Here is an 18,051-nt window from a genome sequence, read left to right as displayed (position 1 = left end):
TTGCACTGTTACAACCGTGTAGTGCACAAAGATATCCACAGATAATGTGGATACAGTTGATAAGCTACCCGTGCTTTGTCACTATACTCTTAAAATTAACACCATAAGAGGCTCAAACCCAGTGCCCCAACCTCAGCTTCCATTGATATACGCACCAATAACCGGGCGGGTTCAGTTAGCTCATTCAACCTCAGCTATTGCCGGAAGCGAACTGCTTGGCAGTGGTCTGCAACTCAGCATAACAGGCAGTACCTTGTATGCGCCAGTATCTGGCGAATTACTGCACTTAAGCCAGAGCGGCGATTACATTGCCATTAAAATCAACGAACATTTTTCTTTGCAGCTCATTTGGGGCTCTGGCGAACAATACCTGACGCATGATGCTCTAAAAGTGCTCTGCCGACACGCTAAACAAGTGGAGCAAGGCACACCGTTAATGTCTGTAAATTTACCCCGGCTACGCAGTTTACCCCAGTCACACCAAGGGCTAAGCGTGTTATTATCGGCATTAACTGAACAAGCTTGTGAATTACCGATACACTGGCAACAAACGGGACGTGTTGTAGCCAATGAAACCTGTCTAAATGAAGAACCGGAGTAAAATTAGAATGTTGACCATTTACGGAATTAAAAACTGTGACACTGTTAAAAAATCGCTGAAGTGGTTAGATAAGCACAGCGTTAACTATCAGTTTATTGATGTTCGTGAGCAACCACTGCAAAAAGAAACGGTTCTGAATTGGCTGAGCGAATTACCCGCCGACCGACTAATTAATAAGCGCAGCACCAGTTGGCGTAACCTATCAGATGACCAGAAAACGCTAAGCAATCATGACGCGTTAGCGGAATTAGTCGCTGAACAACCGACGTTATTCAAACGCCCGCTAGTAAAAGACAACGAAGGCTATCACTGCGGATTTAAAGAAACCGAGTGGAGTGACCGCTACTTATGAGCTCAGAAACACTTTCGTTAGCCAAAGAGCTCATTGCCCGCCCTTCAGTCACACCAGAAGACGAAGGTTGCCAGCAAGTCATAGGCGAACGCCTGGCGGCACTAGGCTTTGAATTGGAAACCATGGTGTTTGAAGACACCACCAATTTGTGGGCCCGTCGAGGTCAGGGTCGTAAGGTGTTTTGCTTTGCCGGACACACCGATGTAGTGCCACCAGGTGATGTTAATGACTGGCAATTTCCGCCGTTTGAACCCACTATCCATGATGGCTATTTATATGGTCGCGGTGCTGCCGACATGAAAGGCAGTTTAGCAGCCATGGTTACGGCGACTGAAGCGTTTATCACAAAATATCCCGATGTTGATGCCGACATCGCTTTTCTTATTACCAGTGACGAGGAAGGCCCCTTTATTAACGGCACCAAACGAGTCGTCGAGACCTTGCAAGAGCGTAATGAACCAATTGAATGGTGTATTGTTGGTGAGCCGTCGAGTACGGAAAAGCTTGGTGATGTGGTTAAAAACGGGCGTCGTGGCAGCCTAACCGGTGACTTAACGGTGTTTGGTATTCAGGGGCATGTTGCTTATCCACACCTAGCTGAAAATCCGGTGCATAACGTTGCTCCTGCGCTAACTGACCTGGTCAACGAGCAATGGGACGAAGGCAACGCCAGCTTCCCACCCACCACCTTTCAGGTATCTAACATCAACGCAGGAACCGGAGCGGGTAACGTCATACCAGGTCGCATTGACACTCAATTTAACTTTCGCTTTTCCACCGAGGTCACGGCTGAAGAGTTGAAGCAGCGCACTGAAGCAATCCTTGATAAGCATCAGTTAAAGTACTCACTAAAATGGAAACTTAACGGTCCACCTTTTTTAACCGAGTCGGGCAGCTTAATCGAAGCGGTCACCCAAGCGATAACGACTGAATTCGGTTTCGAGACAGAGTTATCAACTGGCGGAGGCACCTCTGACGGCCGTTTTATTGCACCAACCGGGGCACAGCTTGTCGAGCTGGGACCGGTTAACGCCACCATTCACAAAGTCAATGAACGGGTGAAGGCAGACGACTTAGACAAACTCAGTACTGTTTATCTGCGTTGTATGGAGAATTTACTGTGTTAAGTCTCAGGCACATTACCGGAGCCACCGAATCGCATTTAATTGACATAGAAAGCCAACGTTTGGAAGAGCAGACCGCCCGAGCCTACATGAAGCTTAAGCAGGCGGCCTTAGGTAACGGGGTTGATATCCGTATTGCGTCAGGTTTTCGTTCACTAGACCGCCAGCTGTCGATATGGAACCGAAAATGGCGAGGCGAGTTGAGTTTACGCGATAAAAATGGCGAGATTATTGACGTTAATGCATTGAACGACATTGAAAAACTGTGGGCAATACTGCATTGGTCAGCGTTGCCCGGTGGTAGTCGTCATCACTGGGGAAGCGACCTCGACGTATACGACCCACGCCCTTTTGATGCTGACAAAAGCCTTAAACTGGAGTTGGTGCCTGGCGAATACGTCAACGAGTCCGGACCTTGCTATACTTTGTGGCAATGGCTAACACAACATGCCCATGAATACGGCTTCTTCTTTCCTTATGCCCGTTATCAGGGCGGTGTTGCACAAGAGCCCTGGCATTTAAGTTACCGGCCAGTGTCTAGTCAGTGTCTCAAGCTGCTGTCATTGGACGTTCTGGAAGCCACGATTAGTGCGCTCGATATTGAAGGCAAACCCTGTATTCTGGATAACCTGCCAACGATAAAAAAACAATATATCGATACAATAACAGAGGATGAGGGATGGACGAACATCTGGTGTGGTTACTAATCGCCCTAGTCATAGGCGTAATTGTCAGTAATCTGATGGTCTTAAAATACAGCGCTAAATTTAAATGGCCCGGTACAAAGTCGTCAGAGAAAAAAGACGACTCTGAAGCGGACCATAACGATAAGCCGGATTAAATATCTGCGCCTAATCGCTTAGCGACTTCCCGGTAAGCTTCGACGACACCACCAAGACCTTGGCGGAAACGATCCTTATCGAGCTTTTCACGAGTCTCTGCGTCCCACAAACGACAACCATCAGGACTGAACTCGTCACCTAACATGATTTCGCCGTTGAACACACCAAATTCCAGCTTGTAGTCGACCAATAGCAGACCTGCATCGGCAAATAGCTTTTTCAGAACATCGTTGACTTTAAACGTCAGTTCTTTCATTTTTTCAATTTGCTCAGCCTTAGCCCAACCGAATGCCTGAATGTGGTATTCGTTTATCATTGGATCGTGCAATGCGTCATTTTTCAGGAAAAACTCGAAGGTCGGCGGGTTCAACTCCATCCCCTCTTTAACGCCTAAACGTTTAACCAAAGAGCCCGCAGCGTAGTTGCGCACCACACATTCGACCGGAATCATGTCGAGCTTTTTCACCACCGATTCGGTGTCACTGATACATTCATCCAACTGAGTTGGAATTCCTGCTTCTTCCAGCTTGCTCATAATAAAGTGGTTAAACTTATTGTTCACCTTGCCTTTGTCGGCAAGCTGCTCAACCTTTTCACCGTCAAAAGCCGATGTATCGTTACGAAACTCCAGAATAAGACGATCTGGATCATCGGTGTGGTAAACCGTTTTCGCCTTACCCCGGTACAACTCACTGCGCTTTTCCATTGATTATTTCACTCGCACTTAATTACAGTTTACTTTGCTGTTTAACAGCTGCTCGGAAGTTTTCGTAAATGCTTTCCAGCCATTGCTTAGAGACCATTGTATCATCTTGATAGACACGTACAGCAGTATTATCTCCAGACTCAAGCAATCTAAACTCGTATTCGCCTTCTTCAATACCCAGCGCTTCGTAATCGTCGCCCCCAATAAACAAGAAACCACTGTCTGGCTCGCTGTAGCTGACAAAATAAGTACCGGTTTCACGGTTTAAATCTTCCACTTCAAAGCCTATGCTCTGTAGCGCCAGGTTCACTAATGGCCATGCTTGTTCAAAGTCATCTTCAACCAACAGGATATTCTCGCCAGCTTCAGACTGAGTCAACTGCGTATCAATGCCTTCGGCCTTCATTTGCGCGACGGCTTGCTGCTGTTTACGATTCACTTCAGAAATAAACACATTCAGCAGTTCCGTTTCAAGGTTATTTCTGACAACAGGCGCAACGTCTACCGTGCGACCATCGACACGTTGAGTAAAGTCATCAATTGCTACTCGCAGCGACGTTGTACGCTTATGCGATTCAGTTTCCTGAATAATTTCGTAACGGAAAGTACGCTCCTGCAGTTTATCTTCCTCACCACCAAAGCCAAGGAAACCACCCTCACCGTCTAGTGTCTGTTGAAGACTCATGGTTTCTGTTAGCCAATGACCTTTACTCTGCACTTCATAGCTAATACCGCGGCGCTCAAGTACGGTTTTAACCGCCGCTTCTACAAATTCCGTCACAGAATCACCCATACCTTCGACAATATCGAAATACACGCGTGTTTCTGTTTCAGTTTCAAGTACGCGGCTACCTAAGCCTAACGGACGCACTTGCTGAGGAGCCGTAATATTAACGCGCTGACCAACCGGCGCATTTTTCACGTCGGTTTGAGGGACAACGTATTCGGAATCTCGTTCAGGACGTTCAAGATCGCCGGGCAGCGTCAATGTATCAGTCGGTTGAATATTGACGTAATCAAAACCACCACTGGCTCTTTCTCTATCCGCCGCGGAACAACCAGCCAGCGTTGCTGCGGTTAGTGCCAGGGCAAGGTAGGACAATTTCATTATGACTCCTGAGTATTTATAAGGTTAGCTTTTTCCAACACCGCTTCGATAATGGCTTGGTTAGCCTCTTCTGGTGGAGTTAAAGGGAGACGATAATTAGCACTACACCATCCCATGAGCGCTAACGCCCACTTTACTGGTATAGGGTTCGACTCAATAAAGAGCATTTCATGTAAGGGGGCAAGTTGCTCATCAATTTTATTTGCCGTATCTGTATCACCATTTACCGCGGCATCGACCATCGCTTTGATCTGCTCAGGTGCAATGTTGGCGGTAACACTGATAACACCATGGCCCCCTGCAAACATGAACTCACGAGACGTCGGGTCGTCGCCACTTAATAAAATAAAGTCGTCGCCGCAGCGCTTTTTCAGCTCAGCAACTCGACTGACATCACCGGTCGCTTCTTTCACACCGACAATACCAGGGATTTGTGCCAGCTTTTCGATAATATCCGGCGTCATGTCCGAGCAGGTTCTACCCGGTACGTTATAAAGAATTTGAGGTTTATCAGTGACATCGGCACAGGCCTCGAAGTGCGCTATCAGCCCGGCCATAGAAGGCTTATTGTAATAAGGAGTGACATTTAAAAAGCCATCAACGCCGGCTTGAGTCATCTTTTCAGTCAATTGCACGGCTTCACTGGTTGAGTTAGAGCCGTTCCCGGCAATAACGCTAATACGCCCAGCGCTCAGCTCCACTACTGCATTGACCACATTAATATGCTCTTCGTGGGTTAACGTCGTTGACTCGCCGGTTGTTCCCACGGCAACAATAGCGTCGGTTCCTGCTTTTATATGTTGTTCTACCAGAAACTCAAGTTCGCTGTAGTCCACATTACCGTATTTGGTAAAAGGAGTGACCAGTGCAACGATACTGCCTTTCAGCATACCTTCTCCAAGTCCTTAATTTTGGGCACCAATGTTAATGCCAGCCCTAACGAAACACAAGAGATAGGAACGTATCTTAGTCAGAAGGTTCCGTAAACCGAAGAAAAACCGGACTAAGCTTTCCTAACGTATAAGCTGTTGGTTAAGATACCCCTATTCATTTACTGGAAGACTAAGGAGACAGTCATGAATACATTACAAGCGGGCGACAAAGCGCCTGAGTTCACGCTACTAGACGCAAATGAAAACGAAGTGTCGTTAAAAGACTTACTGAAAGAGCATCGTGTACTGGTTTACTTTTACCCGAAAGCCATGACACCAGGCTGTACCGTGCAAGCTCAGAACTTGCGGGACCAGCGTGACGAGTTGGCGAAACATAACGTTGTTTCAGTGGGTATTAGCCCTGACGCTCCTAAGCGTTTGGCGAAGTTCGCTGAACGTGATGAATTGAACTTCACCCTGCTTAGCGACGAAGACCATAAAGTTGCTGAAGACTTCGGTGTTTGGGGCCTTAAGAAATTTATGGGTAAAGAATACGACGGTATTCATCGTATTAGCTTTTTGGTTGAACAAGACGGAACCATTTCAAAGGTATTCAATAAGTTCAAAACCAAAGAACACCACGACGTGGTCTTAGAGCACCTGAAAGGCTAAGCCCGACTGGCATTCAATACAAAGCCTCGTCCATTATGACGAGGCTTTTTTGGTTTCCTCTGCTGGTGGCTCTATTCCGCTTGCTCCGGTGTCCCATGCGGTAATGACCGCCTTGACCAGACTGGCCAATGGAATAGCAAAGAACACGCCCCAGAACCCCCAAATACCGCCGAATATCAATACCGCCGCGATAATATAGACCGGGTTTAGGCTAACGGCTTCGGAGAACAGCAAAGGTACTAATAAATTGCCGTCAAGCGCCTGAATAACAAGATAAGCAACCGTTACCCACACAAACGGTGCCGTAGGTCCAAACTGGAACAACGCCACTAACACCACCGGAATAGTGACCACCGCCGCACCAATGTAGGGAATAAGCACCGAGAAGCCGACCAAAATAGCTAACAACAAGGCGTACTGAAGCCCAAACAGGCTGAAAGTGACAAAGGACACTATCGCCACGACAATAATTTCAATCACCTTACCACGAATGTAATTCATGATTTGCAGGTTCATTTCCTGTCCAACCTGAGTGATAAGCGCACGGTTAGACGGCAGTAACTTACTGAAGTTAGCCATTAACACGTCGCGATCTTTCAGCATGAAGAAAATAAGCAGGGGGACGACGATTAAATACACCAGCATCGCCATCAGGTTTACCAAGGACGTCAGCGAGACAGTCACCAAACTTTCCCCAAAGCCAACAACACGGTTTTTCAGAGACTGCGTCAGTTCATTAATTTGGCTTTCATCAATAACGCTTGGAAACATTTCCGGCAGTTTATGCAGCCATATCTGTAAGTTGCCTATCATGTTTGGCAATTCTTGAATAAGAGTCATACTTTGCTGCCAAATCACCGGAACCAGTGTTAACAGCACAGTAATGGCCAGCGCCAGAAACGCCACAAACGTAATAACAGTCGCACTTAAGCGAGACATACCCATATACATAAGGCGGGTTACCGGCCAGTCTAGTAAGTAAGCCAATGCAATAGCAACAATCAGAGGGGCCAGTAAGTTACCAAACAGCACAATGACAACGACTGTCACCACCAGCAACAGAAATAAGGTGACTGCGTTAGGATCGGCAAACTTACGTTGATACCACTGCTTTATGTAATCAAACATGAACTGTTATCTCCTGGAGATTCTTACAAGGATAATATCAGTCCTTGCAATCTTTCCATAACCCCATAGAGTAAAAAGGAACTAAAGATGAGAAAATCACTCTTATCAGTGACAAAACCTGAGTATTTGTAACTTCATTAATTGAGTCGTCGATGTATAAAACGCTGCTAAAAACTTTGTTGCCCGCTGTTGTCGCTGTTACCACCTTTTTTACTGCATTTGCATACAGCGCACAAGACAGTCGCAGACTTCCGGAAATAGGCACCACGGGTGCAGCCTTTCTGAGCATTGAACGCGAACAAGTGGTTGGCGACTTTTACATGCGTCAGGTAAGAGCGCAGGCCCCCATTCTTTACGATCCGGTACTCGATAGCTACTTAAGCAACTTGGGACAACGTTTGGTTCGTCACAGCAGCGGCGTCAAATATCCCTTTAACTTTTTCTGGATACGTAATAAGCAAATTAATGCATTTGCCTTTATGGGCGGATATGTCGGTGTTCATACGGGGCTTATAGAAGAAGCCCGCACCGAGTCAGAACTTGCTGCTGTCTTAGGTCACGAAGTGGCACACGTAACGCAGCGTCACATTGTTCGGCGCATGCAAGAACAACAACAAAATATGCCGATGACCATTGCCGGTGTTATTGGCTCCATTCTATTAGGCATGGCAAACCCAGAAGCCGGCATGGCTGGTCTGTACACCACACTCGGCGCTACCAGCCAGTCACAAATTAATTACACACGACTTTATGAAAAAGAAGCGGACCGTATTGGCTTATCGGTGTTGCTGGCGGCCGGCTTTGATCCGATGGGCGCACCCGATTTTTTTGGCCGCCTGGCGGAAAAGTATCGTTATGTCAGCAAACCACCAGAGATGTTAATGACGCATCCGCTGCCTGAATCACGTATCGCTGATACCCGAGCACGCGCTGAATCTATGCGCCGTGTCGACGTTAAGCCAAGTCTTGAATTTGCGCTGGCTAAGGCTCGCGTACAAGCTCGTTACACCCAAAACCCTTCCGTATCCGATTTTCAGGACATGACTGAGAGTAACAACCCAGTTACGCAACGCGCTGGTGCTTACGGCTTGGCTATTATTGCTTTGGATCGCGGTCAGTTAAATACCGCCTCAGAGCACATGGAAACGCTGCTCCGGGACGACCCCAGCAACCCATTTTATATTGACGTTCAAACCGATATTTTACTGGGGCAGGAAAACTATCAATACGTTATGGATTGGTTAGAAAGCAAATACATTCGTCAGCCAACCGAACCGGTTATTACCATTAACTTCGCTAATGCGGCACTTACCTCCGGTAACGGTAAATTGGCTGAAAAGCTGTTGCGCGAATTTCTGCTGCAAAATCCGAATCACCCACTCGCGCTGGACTTACTGACCCGAGTCTATGAAAAAAGCGGCAAGCGAGCAGCTATGTATGAAACACGTGCTGAAACGTTGGCATTACGAGGGAATTTCTCACTGGCCATTAACCAGCTGCATACAGCGCATAACCACACCGACAATGACGTCACCCGTAAGCGCATCAATGCCCGTATCGATCAGCTACGAGCAATGGAAAACCAAGCCCGTAACATGATGTAACTTTATTCGGCACCCACAGCGTTATTAAGCGAGTCCAGCGTCTGCTCGCCCATTAGAGGACCATCGACACTGCCATCAGCCCGAATCACGTAAGTTGCCGGCAACATATTGGGACGCTCAAAAGGGAAAGCAGGAGCAGGCTGAGTTAACACGAGCGGAAATTCTATGCCGTGCTTTTCTTTCAATGCAGCTAAGTCTTCATTCGACATTGGATCAAAACTCACACCAATCAGTTCGACATTGTCAGGTTTTTGGTGATGAAATTCGTTAAGCTCCGGCAATTCCCTTAAACAAGGCGCACACCACTCGGCAAAATAATTCACCACGACTATCTTTCCATTCATCGACGACCAGTCGTAGGTTTTTCCATTATCAGTCGTGACATTGGCCGGCTCAGAGCAGCCCAACAGCATAAAAGAAGCAGCGAAAGCGATGACCGCGAGTTTCATTCTTAACCCCGTTTAGTTAGTATTAGTGGATTACGAGAGACTACAAGGTACGACAAAAATGAGCGAAGTAACAATTTATCATAACCCACGTTGTTCAAAATCAAGACAAACCCTTGAGCTTCTCAAAGAGAAGTCTATTGAACCAGAAGTTGTCGAATACCTCAAAACCCCGCCAAACGCTGCGGAGTTGAAGAACATTTTAAATAAACTTGGTCTTTCTGCAGACGAACTGATACGCAAAAAGGAAGCTATCTATAAGGAGCTTGGGCTCGCCGGCGTCAGCGACGAAAACGAATTGATAACGGCCATGGTCAATAACCCTAAACTCATTGAGCGCCCTATAGTCATAAAAGGCGACAAAGCCGCAATTGGTCGTCCCCCTGAATCTGTGCTGGATATTCTTTAATGACGCAAGTTTTAATCCTCTATTACAGCCGCGGTGGCGCAACTCAGCAGTTGGCCGATGCCATTGCAGAAGGCGTTGCCAGTGCCGGCGGAGAGGCATTGCTGAGAACGGTTAATACCGCCAGTGACGCCGCCAGTGAGCGAGATTTAGAGGTCAACACAAAAGACCTTGAGCAGTGCGATGCACTCATTCTCGGCAGCCCGACGCGCTTCGGGCATATGGCTTCTGGGTTACAGAAATTTTGGGAAAGCACCTCAGCACAATGGCTATCAGCAACGTTAGCCGACAAGCCAGGCGCGGTGTTTACCTCGTCCAGTTCATTGCATGGCGGCCAGGAGTCAACGTTACTGAGCCTTGCTTTGCCATTGTTGCATCATGGCATGCTATTAGTCGGCCTGCCCTACTCTGAACCGGCGTTACACCAAACGGATTCCGGCGGGTCACCTTATGGTGCCAGCCATGTTGACCATTCCGGCAAGCTCACCGACCACGAACGTCAATTGGCTGTTGCTCTGGGTAAACGCGTTGCCTCTGCCGCTCAAAAGTTAATGTCTTAGGATTGATAAATGCCAAAATCGCCACAGTTTTATCGAGTATTAACTCATTTATGTTACTGGCCACTACTGATTTTAGTATTGCTTTGGCACAGCCTGCCCGATTCCGCGCCGGCTTCTTTACCCACAACCTTATCTTTATTGTTTTGGGTATTGCCATTGTTATTTCCGTTACCCGGCCTTATTAGAGGTAAGCCTTACACTCACGCCTGGGCTAACTTCATTTTAATGCTGTATTTTTTACATGCGTTAACCACCCTGTGGACCCATCCTGATGAACGCATCTGGGCGGCATTAGAGCTACTTTTCGCAGTAGGCGCATTCATTGGGGCAACAGGATTCGCGCGCTATAAAGGACGTGAATTAGGCTTGGGCCTAAAAAAACTGAAAGATCAGGACTAAACGGAAAGGACTTTTTTAATAAAAGGAATGGTTAACCGGCGTTGATAAGTAATCGACGCCTTATCCAGCTCATTCAGCGTGCTCATCAACTCTCGCATCGAGCGGCCTAATCGTTGAATCATAAAAGCCGCTACATCATCCGGTAACTCAAGCCCTCGGAACTGCGCCCTTAACGACAACACCTGAGCTTTGTCCTCATCGGTTAGTGGCTGCAGTTGAAAGGCGGTTGCCCATTGAAAACGAGACTGTAAGTCCGGCAAACTTACCGCGGTTTTTAACGCCGATTGTTTAGCTGTCATCACCAGCCGACTGTATTCGCTATCGGTCACTCGGTTAATCAGTGCAAATAATTCATAACACCAGCTTTCGTCCTCAGTCACCCTATCGATGTCATCCAGGCAGATAATACTGGCTTGCTCAGCACCTTGCAGCACCGCCGCTGGCTCTACGTCACTCAATTCTTTTAAGGGAAGATAAAAAACACGACTGGCTTCAGAAGAGGCACCGACTAAGCTATGCAATAAGTGGCTTTTACCAACGCCCTCAGGACCCGAAAGCCAGGTCAGTTGCTCGTTTACGTTCAATGGCGCTTGCTTTTCTGGCAGCACTCGCAGCCATTTTAGAGCAGTACGGTTATCGCCCTCATGAAACGTCTCAAAGGTTTCATCGTCAGGAAGTTGAACGGCTAATGGCAACTGCTGCGGCGGCATTAATTGTCCCCACGCCATTCATAAGTTTGCACCTGGTTTTCACTCATACTCACAAACGGCCCCATGTCTCGAATCTGCAAGCGACCATCAAGATTTATCGCCTGAATAACATGATCGAGCGAACCATTAATAACAATGTCGAACTCAGACAGATCCTGCGAATAATGCTTTAAAGTAACATCCTCAACCGACACAACACTTCTCAGAAACGATTCCAGAGCTAAAACGTGCTGAAGCTTATTCAACCCTTCTACTTTTATAGTCATAGTTTGACTGACGCTGTCCTCTGACGCCGTGACACTGTATATGGAAGACAGTTTAGCCATCAGCTGTTGCATAAGCGGCTCCGCCAGCCAGTCTTTACTGGTCGCTGAAACCTGACCGTATAAGCGTTTGTCACCGACCTCTACCGACCAGTCCAGCTGCCATGGCTCTTCACTTTCAGCATTATGGGTGATTTTTCCAACGAAAATACCGTCAGTACCATAGCGCTTGGATGTGTCTTTTATTGGTTGCATAAATCGCGCCCAAACATCCATAGCGGAAATAGTAAAAGAGTCCGTTAAATCCATTAACGGCCGACGAATAGGCAGACTGAATTGACGCGAATAGAATTCAAGCTGCTGTTCAAAAACCGATTGCCCAAAGCTGTCCAAAATAACGCGACGTCCGTCGTCATTCTCAGCTGCTATCCACATTAAAAGCTCTGGCCGGCGACTGCCCCAATAAGGTAACTGGTGTTCTGCCAACAACGAACGAATTTTCGTTCCATCAAACGTCGCGCTTAATGTACGCTGCCCCTGATTGTCACTATAGCCATACTGAATCAGGTAATTGCCGACACTGCGTAATGCTCGCTCAACAGCTTCATGCTCAATAGATTCCGGTTGTCCGGTTACTTTCAAAATAACCCGTTCAAAGGCTTCCCGAATGGCTTGCTGGCGATGGGCGTTGCTTTGTGAAGCAACTTCCACCTCTGCCGAGTACAGGTTATCAACCAGCTTTGCCTGAGCAGCGCCGTTGTATAGCATTGTCAGCAATGTAATTGACGCAATAAAAGCAAAGCGACTTAGCAACCGTGACATGACATCATCCTAATGAGACTTTGAGAGCATATTAAACAGCCAAAACCAGAACAGCAAGTAACAACTTGTGGATAAGCTTGTGGGAATCTTCCCTATGAAAAAAAGGCAACTGACGCTATTATTGCCCTAAATTCAAAAACAGCGGTAAAGACATGCTAAAACAACAACTTCGGGGAATCAGCTCACTGCTTACCAGCATCAGTCTCATTGGTGTTGTCGTAGGGATGACCAGTACCCTGTTAAGTTTACGTGCCACTATTGAGGACTTCGGCACACTGGTAACCGGTTTTATCATGTCAGCCTATTTCATTGGCTACCTGTTTGGGTCAACCCGTGCCCCTAAAGACATTCGTCGTGTTGGCTATATCCGATCGTTAGGTGGCCTAGCGGCACTCGCAGCAGCAAGTATCTTAGTCCAGGCAATTTGGGTAGACCCTATTGTTTGGTTTGTTATGCGCTTCATCACCGGCTTTGCTATCTCCGGCATTTTTGTGATTGTAGAAAGCTGGTTGAATACCATGGCCGACAACAAAAGCCGCGGCACGCTGCTTTCTATCTATTTAGTCATTATTTACAGCGGCTTAATTGCCGGCCAGCTCATACTGGGCGTTGCCGACCCGGCAGGCTTTGTCGCCTTTGCTATTGTGGCCCTACTCATTAACTTGGCGCTTATCCCTATTTTGGTTAGCGTAACTGTTGAACCGACCACTCATGAAAACAAAAAAGTACCGGTTTCCCTGTTATTAAAAACGGTTCCGTTAGGGGTGGTAAACGCCTTTATCATGCAAGCCTGCTACGCAATGTTCTACGGTATTGGTCCCATGTACGCGTCTTATATTGGCTTGAGTGTCTTCCAAATTACTCTATTTATGGCGGCCTTTATTTTGGGCGGACTTATATCACAAACGCCTTTCGGCTTGCTGTCTGACCGCATTGATCGCCGTTTCGTTATTGCCATTTGTGCCGCTGGTGGTACCGCTATAGCTGTACTGCTTTCTCAGCTTGGCGCCTCTAACGCTATTTTAATTTACATAGCCGTTGGGCTGTTGGGCGCCTTTATCTTGCCGCTTTACTCGCTCGGCATGGCACACACCAATGACTATCTGGAAAAAGATCAAATGGTTGGGGCCACTGGAGCCATTATCAAAATTGGTGGCGCGGGCTCTATCATTGGGGCACCAGCCGTTGCCGCACTTATGCAGTTTGGCGCAATTAATTTCTTCTTCTTATTGTTGGCCAGTCTTACCGCTCTGGTGTGCTTGTATACGCTGTACCGCGTCACTCGCCGCGCAAAAGCAGAAGACCAGTTGCACAGCAACTTTGCTATTTTGGCTCCGTCACAAACCTCTGACGAGCTACTGACCTCAATGGCGGAAGAAGCGCCTGAAAGTCCAGAAGAGGACGAGGAAGAAGAGGATAGCGAAATCGAAAGTAACGCTATCCTCCGCTAGTCGGAAGGTTATTTTGTAGCCAGTAAGTCGTTGACCCATTCAGCGGCTTGCTGGAGTATCGCGTCTAAATGCTCGTCACTGACAAAGCTCTCAGCATAGATCTTATAAACCGGCTCAGTGCCTGACGGTCGCGCTGCAAACCAACCGTTCTCTGTGGTCACTTTAATGCCGCCAAACTGTGCGTCGTTCCCTTTGGCTTTGGTGGTAATATCGGTCACGGCTTCGCCAGCAAGCTCCGGTAACTTCACTTTATAGGCACGGATACCTTTAAAGCCCTGGTTCATTTCAGCAGACGACGCGGTGTCAACGCGGCGATAAAAAGACGTACCATGCAGCTCGCACAATTCATCATAGTACTGACTGGGGTTTTTGCCGGTGGTTGCCAGAATTTCAGCGGCCAGCAAGGCTAAAACAATGCCGTCTTTGTCGGTTGTCCAGGTATCACCGTTGCGATCCAACATGGTTGCCCCGGCACTTTCCTCGCCCGCAAACGCAATGCTCTGGTTGGCTAATCCTTCTGCGAACCATTTAAAACCAACCGGTACTTCCGTCAGTTTACGGTCATTCGCAGCAACAACGCGGTCAATCATTGCGCTGGATACCAGCGTCTTACCAATAGCGGCCTCGGCAGCCCACGAGCGGTGTTTACACAAATAATCGATAGCGACCGATAAATAATGGTTCGGATTCATTAAGCCATGTGTTGGGGTCACAATACCGTGGCGGTCATAGTCCGGGTCGTTGCCCATGGCTAAGTCGTATTTGTCTTTTAGCTCCAGCAACGAAGCCATGGCATGAGGTGACGAGCAGTCCATACGAATTTTCTCGTCTTTGTCGAGCGACATAAAAGAAAAAGTGGCATCCACTACCGCATTTTTCACGTCGATATTCAGGCCATAATGCTCAGCAATTTGCAGCCAGTATTTTGCGCCGGAGCCGCCCATCGCATCAACGCCAAGCGTTAAGTTAGCTTTGCCAATTGCGTCCATATCAACGCAGTCAGTTAAATGCTCAATGTAGTCTTTACGCCAATCCACAAATGTCAGCGCGGGATGCTCGAGAACATCTTCGCTTTCGCACGTGTTCACGCCAATAAGACCGGATGACAGCAGCGCGTTCGCATATTTTTCAATCGCTCTTGTGGCCTCGCCACCAGCAGGCCCGCCGTGAGGAGGGTTATATTTGAAGCCGCCGTCTTGTGGCGGATTATGCGACGGCGTGATAACCACACCATCGGCCTTTGCACTGTTTTTCTTATTCCACTGAATGACCGCGCGACTCAGCACCGGAGTTGGCGTATAGTCGTGCTCTGCCTGAACATGCACTTCCAGACCATTACCTAAAAACACATCCAGCGCACTTAAGTAAGCCGACTCTGACAGCGCGTGCGTGTCTTTGGCCACCAATATCGGTCCGGTAATGTCCTGCTCTTCACGGTAGGCACAAATCGCTTGTGCTATCGCTAAAATATGCGCTTCGTTAAATGAGCGCTTCAGTGAGCTGCCACGGTGTCCGGACGTTCCAAAGCTGACTTTCTGGTCAGCTTTACGAGCGTCAGGTTCGTACACATAGTAAGCACTGGTCAACTGTGCAATATTGGTTAAATCACTAGCTTGCGCCAACTGCCCGGCGCGCGATGAATGTGCCATTATAAAAAATCCCTTATTTTTTCTGCATCGGCAGAGCTGTAGCCTAATGCTTTTGCTACCTGCGTCAGCATTGATTTTTTCTTGGTCGTATTGGTGTTGGTTATCACCCAAAACGGCGCATCGGGTATTTGCTTAGGATTGGTGCTGTTACCGGTGCTCAGCAGCGCGTCTTCACTGCGCGCAAAGTACTGACGGTCACGACCACGTATGTTCAGCACCTCCGCAAAACGGTCACTGTGACTTTTGTACAGCATGCTTAATATGTATAAAAAGCGGGCAACCACACTTTTTTGAATACGCACGTCCTGCTCATTTAAGCGATTAAACACGTTATCAACTTTCGCCTTTTCCGGCTTGGAAGGCACAGGCTTACTGGCCTTTTCAACATCCAGTAAACGCCGCAAAATATCGGAAGCGCTCTCACCAATTTCCTGAGTGTGGCTTGCTATGTAGGTGTACAAATCGTCGTCAATGTCTATCCGTTTCATTATTTATGACCGACCTCTAATAAACCATTAGGTATGGCTTTGTCGCTTGCATCGGCATCACAAAGCCTTGAAAATAGACCGCAAAGTTTATCACTAAAGGCGACTCGATGGCAGACTCTAAACAATTGAATCATGAAACGCTGGGCGACGCTAAGAACCCCGCAGTCATTATCATTCACGGACTGTTCGGCGACAAAGACAACCTGAAGCGTTTGGCACGTGACCTTGAGCCTGATTTTTACTGCGTGTTGCCAGACGTCAGAAACCACGGCGATTCATTTCACAGCAACGACATGACCTACCCCAGCATGGCTGATGACATTATTGCGCTTGCGGATGACCTTAACTTAGATTCGTTTCATTTAGTTGGTCACTCGATGGGTGGCAAAATTGCTATGGAAGTTGCTATGAGCGCTCCCAAACGAGTTTTGTCAGCGGTGTTCGCCGATATATCCCCTGCGGCTTATGAAGGCACCCATGACCGCATTATGGAGGCGCTTTGTGCGCTTGACCTTTCTCAGGTTAAAAGCCGTGGTGACGCTGACAAGCAACTAGCCGACGCCATTGCCGAAAAAGGCGTACGCCAGTTTCTGCTGAAAAACTTAAAACGTACCGACGACGGCTATCAGTGGCGCTTGAATCTGGACGCACTTAAAGAGTGCTATAGCGAAATATCCGGTGCGGTGAGTGAAAAGACGTACGATGGAAAAGCACTTTTTATTAAAGGCGGAAACTCGAATTATCTGACAGAGAAACACGAAGGCGCCGTGAAAAAACGTTTTTCTAAAGCGGCCGTTAAAGTCATTGATGACACAGGTCATTGGTTGCACGCCGAAAAACCACGTATATTTAACCGTTTAGTGCGTGACTTTCTAACCGCCTGAGGTCGCTAATTTACCGACTTTATGCTATTCTACGGCGGCTTAAAACAAGTCCCGTAATAGTCGCAGATTCCAGCAAGGAGTAGTTGTATGTTGGCTGAATATTATGAACAACTGGAAATTCTTGGCACTAATATCACGCTGGGAATTCTCTTCTTGCTAATTGGTCTGGCGATACGCGACGTTTTAAAACGCTCCTCGGTACCCAGGTTTGGCCAAATTATTGTTTGGTTAGTGCTATTTCTGGGCTGCTTTGGCTTTATTGCCAAAGGCATTATTCAAGTCCTGTGGGAGTCAGGTATTTAAAAATTATTTACGTCACTGAATGCGGTTCGTGAGTTATAAGACGCGATAATTCATTCAGTATTGTTGATTCGTATAAACAGGTGAAAATAATTTATGGCAACGGTTGGAATTTTCTTTGGTAGCGACACAGGCAACACAGAAGCTGTCGCTCAGATGATTCAAAAAGAGCTTGGAAAAAAGCTGGTCGATGTAAAAGACATCGCTAAATCCAGCAAAGAAGACATTGCCAGTTACGATTTACTGCTGTTCGGTATCCCAACGTGGTACTACGGCGAAGCTCAGTGCGACTGGGACGACTTTTTCCCAGAGTTGGAAGAAATCGACTTTACCGACAAATTAATCGGTATTTTTGGTTGTGGCGATCAGGAAGACTACGCAGAATACTTTCTTGACGCTATGGGTATGGTGCGTGACATTGTTGAAGCCAAAGGCGGCATCATTATTGGTCACTGGCCAACCGAAGGCTACAACTTTGAAGACTCTAAAGGCTTGGTCGATGACGATCATTTTGTCGGCCTGGGTATTGACGAAGACCGTCAGCCAGAACTGACTAAAGAGCGCGTCACTAAATGGTGTCAGCAAGTCTACGAAGAAATGTGCCTGGCAGAACTGGCAAATGACAGTTAATACAGGGTATGCTGTTAACTAAGTTTGACTGAGA

23 protein-coding genes are annotated in these 18,051 nt (G+C 47.4%); 14 read left to right on the top strand and 9 right to left on the bottom strand.

Annotation, left to right across the window (positions count from 1 at the left end):
- Window positions 1–46: 46 nt before the first annotated feature.
- Genes CWC33_RS11100 through CWC33_RS11080 form a run of 5 tightly spaced genes read left to right on the top strand, consistent with a single transcriptional unit; the run spans window position 47 to window position 2,918 of the window.
- Complete coding sequence (locus tag CWC33_RS11100) at window positions 47–601, top strand: PTS glucose transporter subunit IIA (RefSeq protein ID WP_157803493.1); 555 nt, start codon at window positions 47–49, stop codon at window positions 599–601.
- A 7-nt stretch (window positions 602–608) separates the two neighbouring features.
- Window positions 609–953 (top strand): Spx/MgsR family RNA polymerase-binding regulatory protein, encoded by a 345-nt coding sequence (locus tag CWC33_RS11095; protein WP_100691976.1) that lies wholly within the window; start codon window positions 609–611, stop codon window positions 951–953.
- Window positions 950–2,080: a succinyl-diaminopimelate desuccinylase gene (gene dapE, locus CWC33_RS11090; RefSeq protein WP_100691975.1), complete on the top strand. Its 1,131-nt coding sequence runs from the start codon at window positions 950–952 to the stop codon at window positions 2,078–2,080. The genes CWC33_RS11095 and dapE overlap by 4 nt, the downstream gene beginning before the upstream one ends.
- On the top strand, window positions 2,074–2,784 hold the full coding sequence (locus tag CWC33_RS11085) for a M15 family metallopeptidase (RefSeq protein WP_100691974.1): 711 nt from the start codon (window positions 2,074–2,076) through the stop codon (window positions 2,782–2,784). Before dapE ends, CWC33_RS11085 begins: the two co-directional genes overlap by 7 nt.
- Entirely contained in the window at window positions 2,757–2,918 is a 162-nt protein-coding gene (locus CWC33_RS11080) for a DUF2897 family protein (RefSeq protein ID WP_088768029.1), read from the top strand. Before CWC33_RS11085 ends, CWC33_RS11080 begins: the two co-directional genes overlap by 28 nt.
- Here CWC33_RS11080 and purC read toward each other — a convergent pair.
- The 3 genes from purC to dapA are packed head-to-tail and all read right to left on the bottom strand — an operon-like array spanning window position 2,915 to window position 5,623.
- A complete protein-coding gene (gene purC / locus CWC33_RS11075; RefSeq protein WP_088768028.1) occupies window positions 2,915–3,625 on the bottom strand; it encodes a phosphoribosylaminoimidazolesuccinocarboxamide synthase in 711 nt (236 codons plus the stop codon). The genes CWC33_RS11080 and purC overlap by 4 nt on opposite strands.
- 22 nt (window positions 3,626–3,647) lie before the next feature.
- On the bottom strand, window positions 3,648–4,733 hold the full coding sequence (gene bamC, locus CWC33_RS11070; RefSeq protein WP_100691973.1) for an outer membrane protein assembly factor BamC: 1,086 nt from the start codon (window positions 4,731–4,733) through the stop codon (window positions 3,648–3,650).
- Complete coding sequence (gene dapA / locus CWC33_RS11065; protein ID WP_100691972.1) at window positions 4,733–5,623, bottom strand: 4-hydroxy-tetrahydrodipicolinate synthase; 891 nt, start codon at window positions 5,621–5,623, stop codon at window positions 4,733–4,735. Before dapA ends, bamC begins: the two co-directional genes overlap by 1 nt.
- A gap of 186 nt (window positions 5,624–5,809) precedes the next feature.
- Between dapA and bcp the strand changes: the two genes are divergently transcribed.
- Window positions 5,810–6,277: a thioredoxin-dependent thiol peroxidase gene (gene bcp / locus CWC33_RS11060; protein ID WP_100691971.1), complete on the top strand. Its 468-nt coding sequence runs from the start codon at window positions 5,810–5,812 to the stop codon at window positions 6,275–6,277.
- Between the two features lie 33 nt (window positions 6,278–6,310).
- On the opposite strand, the gene CWC33_RS11055 is transcribed toward bcp, so the two are convergent.
- Entirely contained in the window at window positions 6,311–7,405 is a 1,095-nt protein-coding gene (locus tag CWC33_RS11055) for an AI-2E family transporter (protein WP_100691970.1), read from the bottom strand.
- Window positions 7,406–7,557: 152 nt separating this feature from the next.
- On the opposite strand from CWC33_RS11055, the gene CWC33_RS11050 reads away from it, so the two are divergent.
- Window positions 7,558–9,009, top strand: coding sequence for a beta-barrel assembly-enhancing protease (locus CWC33_RS11050; RefSeq protein WP_100691969.1), 1,452 nt, complete (start codon window positions 7,558–7,560; stop codon window positions 9,007–9,009).
- Between the two features lie 2 nt (window positions 9,010–9,011).
- Here CWC33_RS11050 and CWC33_RS11045 read toward each other — a convergent pair whose 3' ends face one another.
- Complete coding sequence (locus CWC33_RS11045) at window positions 9,012–9,458, bottom strand: TlpA family protein disulfide reductase (protein WP_100691968.1); 447 nt, start codon at window positions 9,456–9,458, stop codon at window positions 9,012–9,014.
- Window positions 9,459–9,516: 58 nt separating this feature from the next.
- On the opposite strand from CWC33_RS11045, the gene arsC reads away from it, so the two are divergent.
- Genes arsC through CWC33_RS11030 form a run of 3 tightly spaced genes read left to right on the top strand, consistent with a single transcriptional unit; the run spans window position 9,517 to window position 10,820 of the window.
- Window positions 9,517–9,864, top strand: a complete 348-nt coding sequence (gene arsC, locus CWC33_RS11040; RefSeq protein ID WP_100691967.1) for an arsenate reductase (glutaredoxin) — start codon at window positions 9,517–9,519, stop codon at window positions 9,862–9,864.
- On the top strand, window positions 9,864–10,421 hold the full coding sequence (wrbA, locus tag CWC33_RS11035; RefSeq protein WP_100691966.1) for an NAD(P)H:quinone oxidoreductase: 558 nt from the start codon (window positions 9,864–9,866) through the stop codon (window positions 10,419–10,421). Before arsC ends, wrbA begins: the two co-directional genes overlap by 1 nt.
- A 9-nt stretch (window positions 10,422–10,430) precedes the next feature.
- Window positions 10,431–10,820 carry a DUF2069 domain-containing protein gene (locus CWC33_RS11030; RefSeq protein WP_100691965.1) on the top strand — a complete coding sequence of 130 codons (390 nt, stop codon included), beginning with the start codon at window positions 10,431–10,433 and terminating at the stop codon, window positions 10,818–10,820.
- Here the strand turns inward: CWC33_RS11030 and hda are convergent.
- Window positions 10,817–11,548, bottom strand: coding sequence for a DnaA regulatory inactivator Hda (hda, locus tag CWC33_RS11025; RefSeq protein WP_232709798.1), 732 nt, complete (start codon window positions 11,546–11,548; stop codon window positions 10,817–10,819). The genes CWC33_RS11030 and hda overlap by 4 nt on opposite strands.
- Entirely contained in the window at window positions 11,530–12,615 is a 1,086-nt protein-coding gene (locus CWC33_RS11020) for a DUF2066 domain-containing protein (protein ID WP_100691963.1), read from the bottom strand. Before CWC33_RS11020 ends, hda begins: the two co-directional genes overlap by 19 nt.
- Before the next feature lie 152 nt (window positions 12,616–12,767).
- Here CWC33_RS11020 and CWC33_RS11015 point away from each other — a divergent pair, with 152 nt between their 5' ends.
- The gene (locus CWC33_RS11015; RefSeq protein ID WP_088768016.1) at window positions 12,768–14,066 is read left to right on the top strand and encodes an MFS transporter; all 1,299 of its coding nucleotides are present in this window, start codon (window positions 12,768–12,770) and stop codon (window positions 14,064–14,066) included.
- Between the two features lie 8 nt (window positions 14,067–14,074).
- Here the strand turns inward: CWC33_RS11015 and pgm are convergent, their stop codons facing one another.
- Window positions 14,075–15,715, bottom strand: a complete 1,641-nt coding sequence (pgm, locus tag CWC33_RS11010) for a phosphoglucomutase (alpha-D-glucose-1,6-bisphosphate-dependent) (RefSeq protein ID WP_100691962.1) — start codon at window positions 15,713–15,715, stop codon at window positions 14,075–14,077.
- On the bottom strand, window positions 15,715–16,203 hold the full coding sequence (seqA, locus tag CWC33_RS11005) for a replication initiation negative regulator SeqA (protein ID WP_100691961.1): 489 nt from the start codon (window positions 16,201–16,203) through the stop codon (window positions 15,715–15,717). Before seqA ends, pgm begins: the two co-directional genes overlap by 1 nt.
- Before the next feature lie 107 nt (window positions 16,204–16,310).
- Here seqA and CWC33_RS11000 point away from each other — a divergent pair, with 107 nt between their 5' ends.
- The 3 genes from CWC33_RS11000 to fldA all read left to right on the top strand — a co-directional run bounded on the left by CWC33_RS11000 (window position 16,311) and on the right by fldA (window position 18,017).
- Window positions 16,311–17,087, top strand: coding sequence for an alpha/beta fold hydrolase (locus CWC33_RS11000; RefSeq protein WP_100691960.1), 777 nt, complete (start codon window positions 16,311–16,313; stop codon window positions 17,085–17,087).
- Between the two features lie 87 nt (window positions 17,088–17,174).
- Entirely contained in the window at window positions 17,175–17,390 is a 216-nt protein-coding gene (locus tag CWC33_RS10995; protein ID WP_088768012.1) for a DUF2788 domain-containing protein, read from the top strand.
- Between the two features lie 93 nt (window positions 17,391–17,483).
- On the top strand, window positions 17,484–18,017 hold the full coding sequence (gene fldA / locus CWC33_RS10990; protein WP_100691959.1) for a flavodoxin FldA: 534 nt from the start codon (window positions 17,484–17,486) through the stop codon (window positions 18,015–18,017).
- Window positions 18,018–18,051 lie beyond the last annotated feature (34 nt).

This window comes from Idiomarina sp. X4 (assembly GCF_002808045.1).
Classification (GTDB): Bacteria; Pseudomonadota; Gammaproteobacteria; order Enterobacterales; family Alteromonadaceae; genus Idiomarina.
This window is presented reverse-complemented; position numbering and strand designations above follow the sequence as displayed.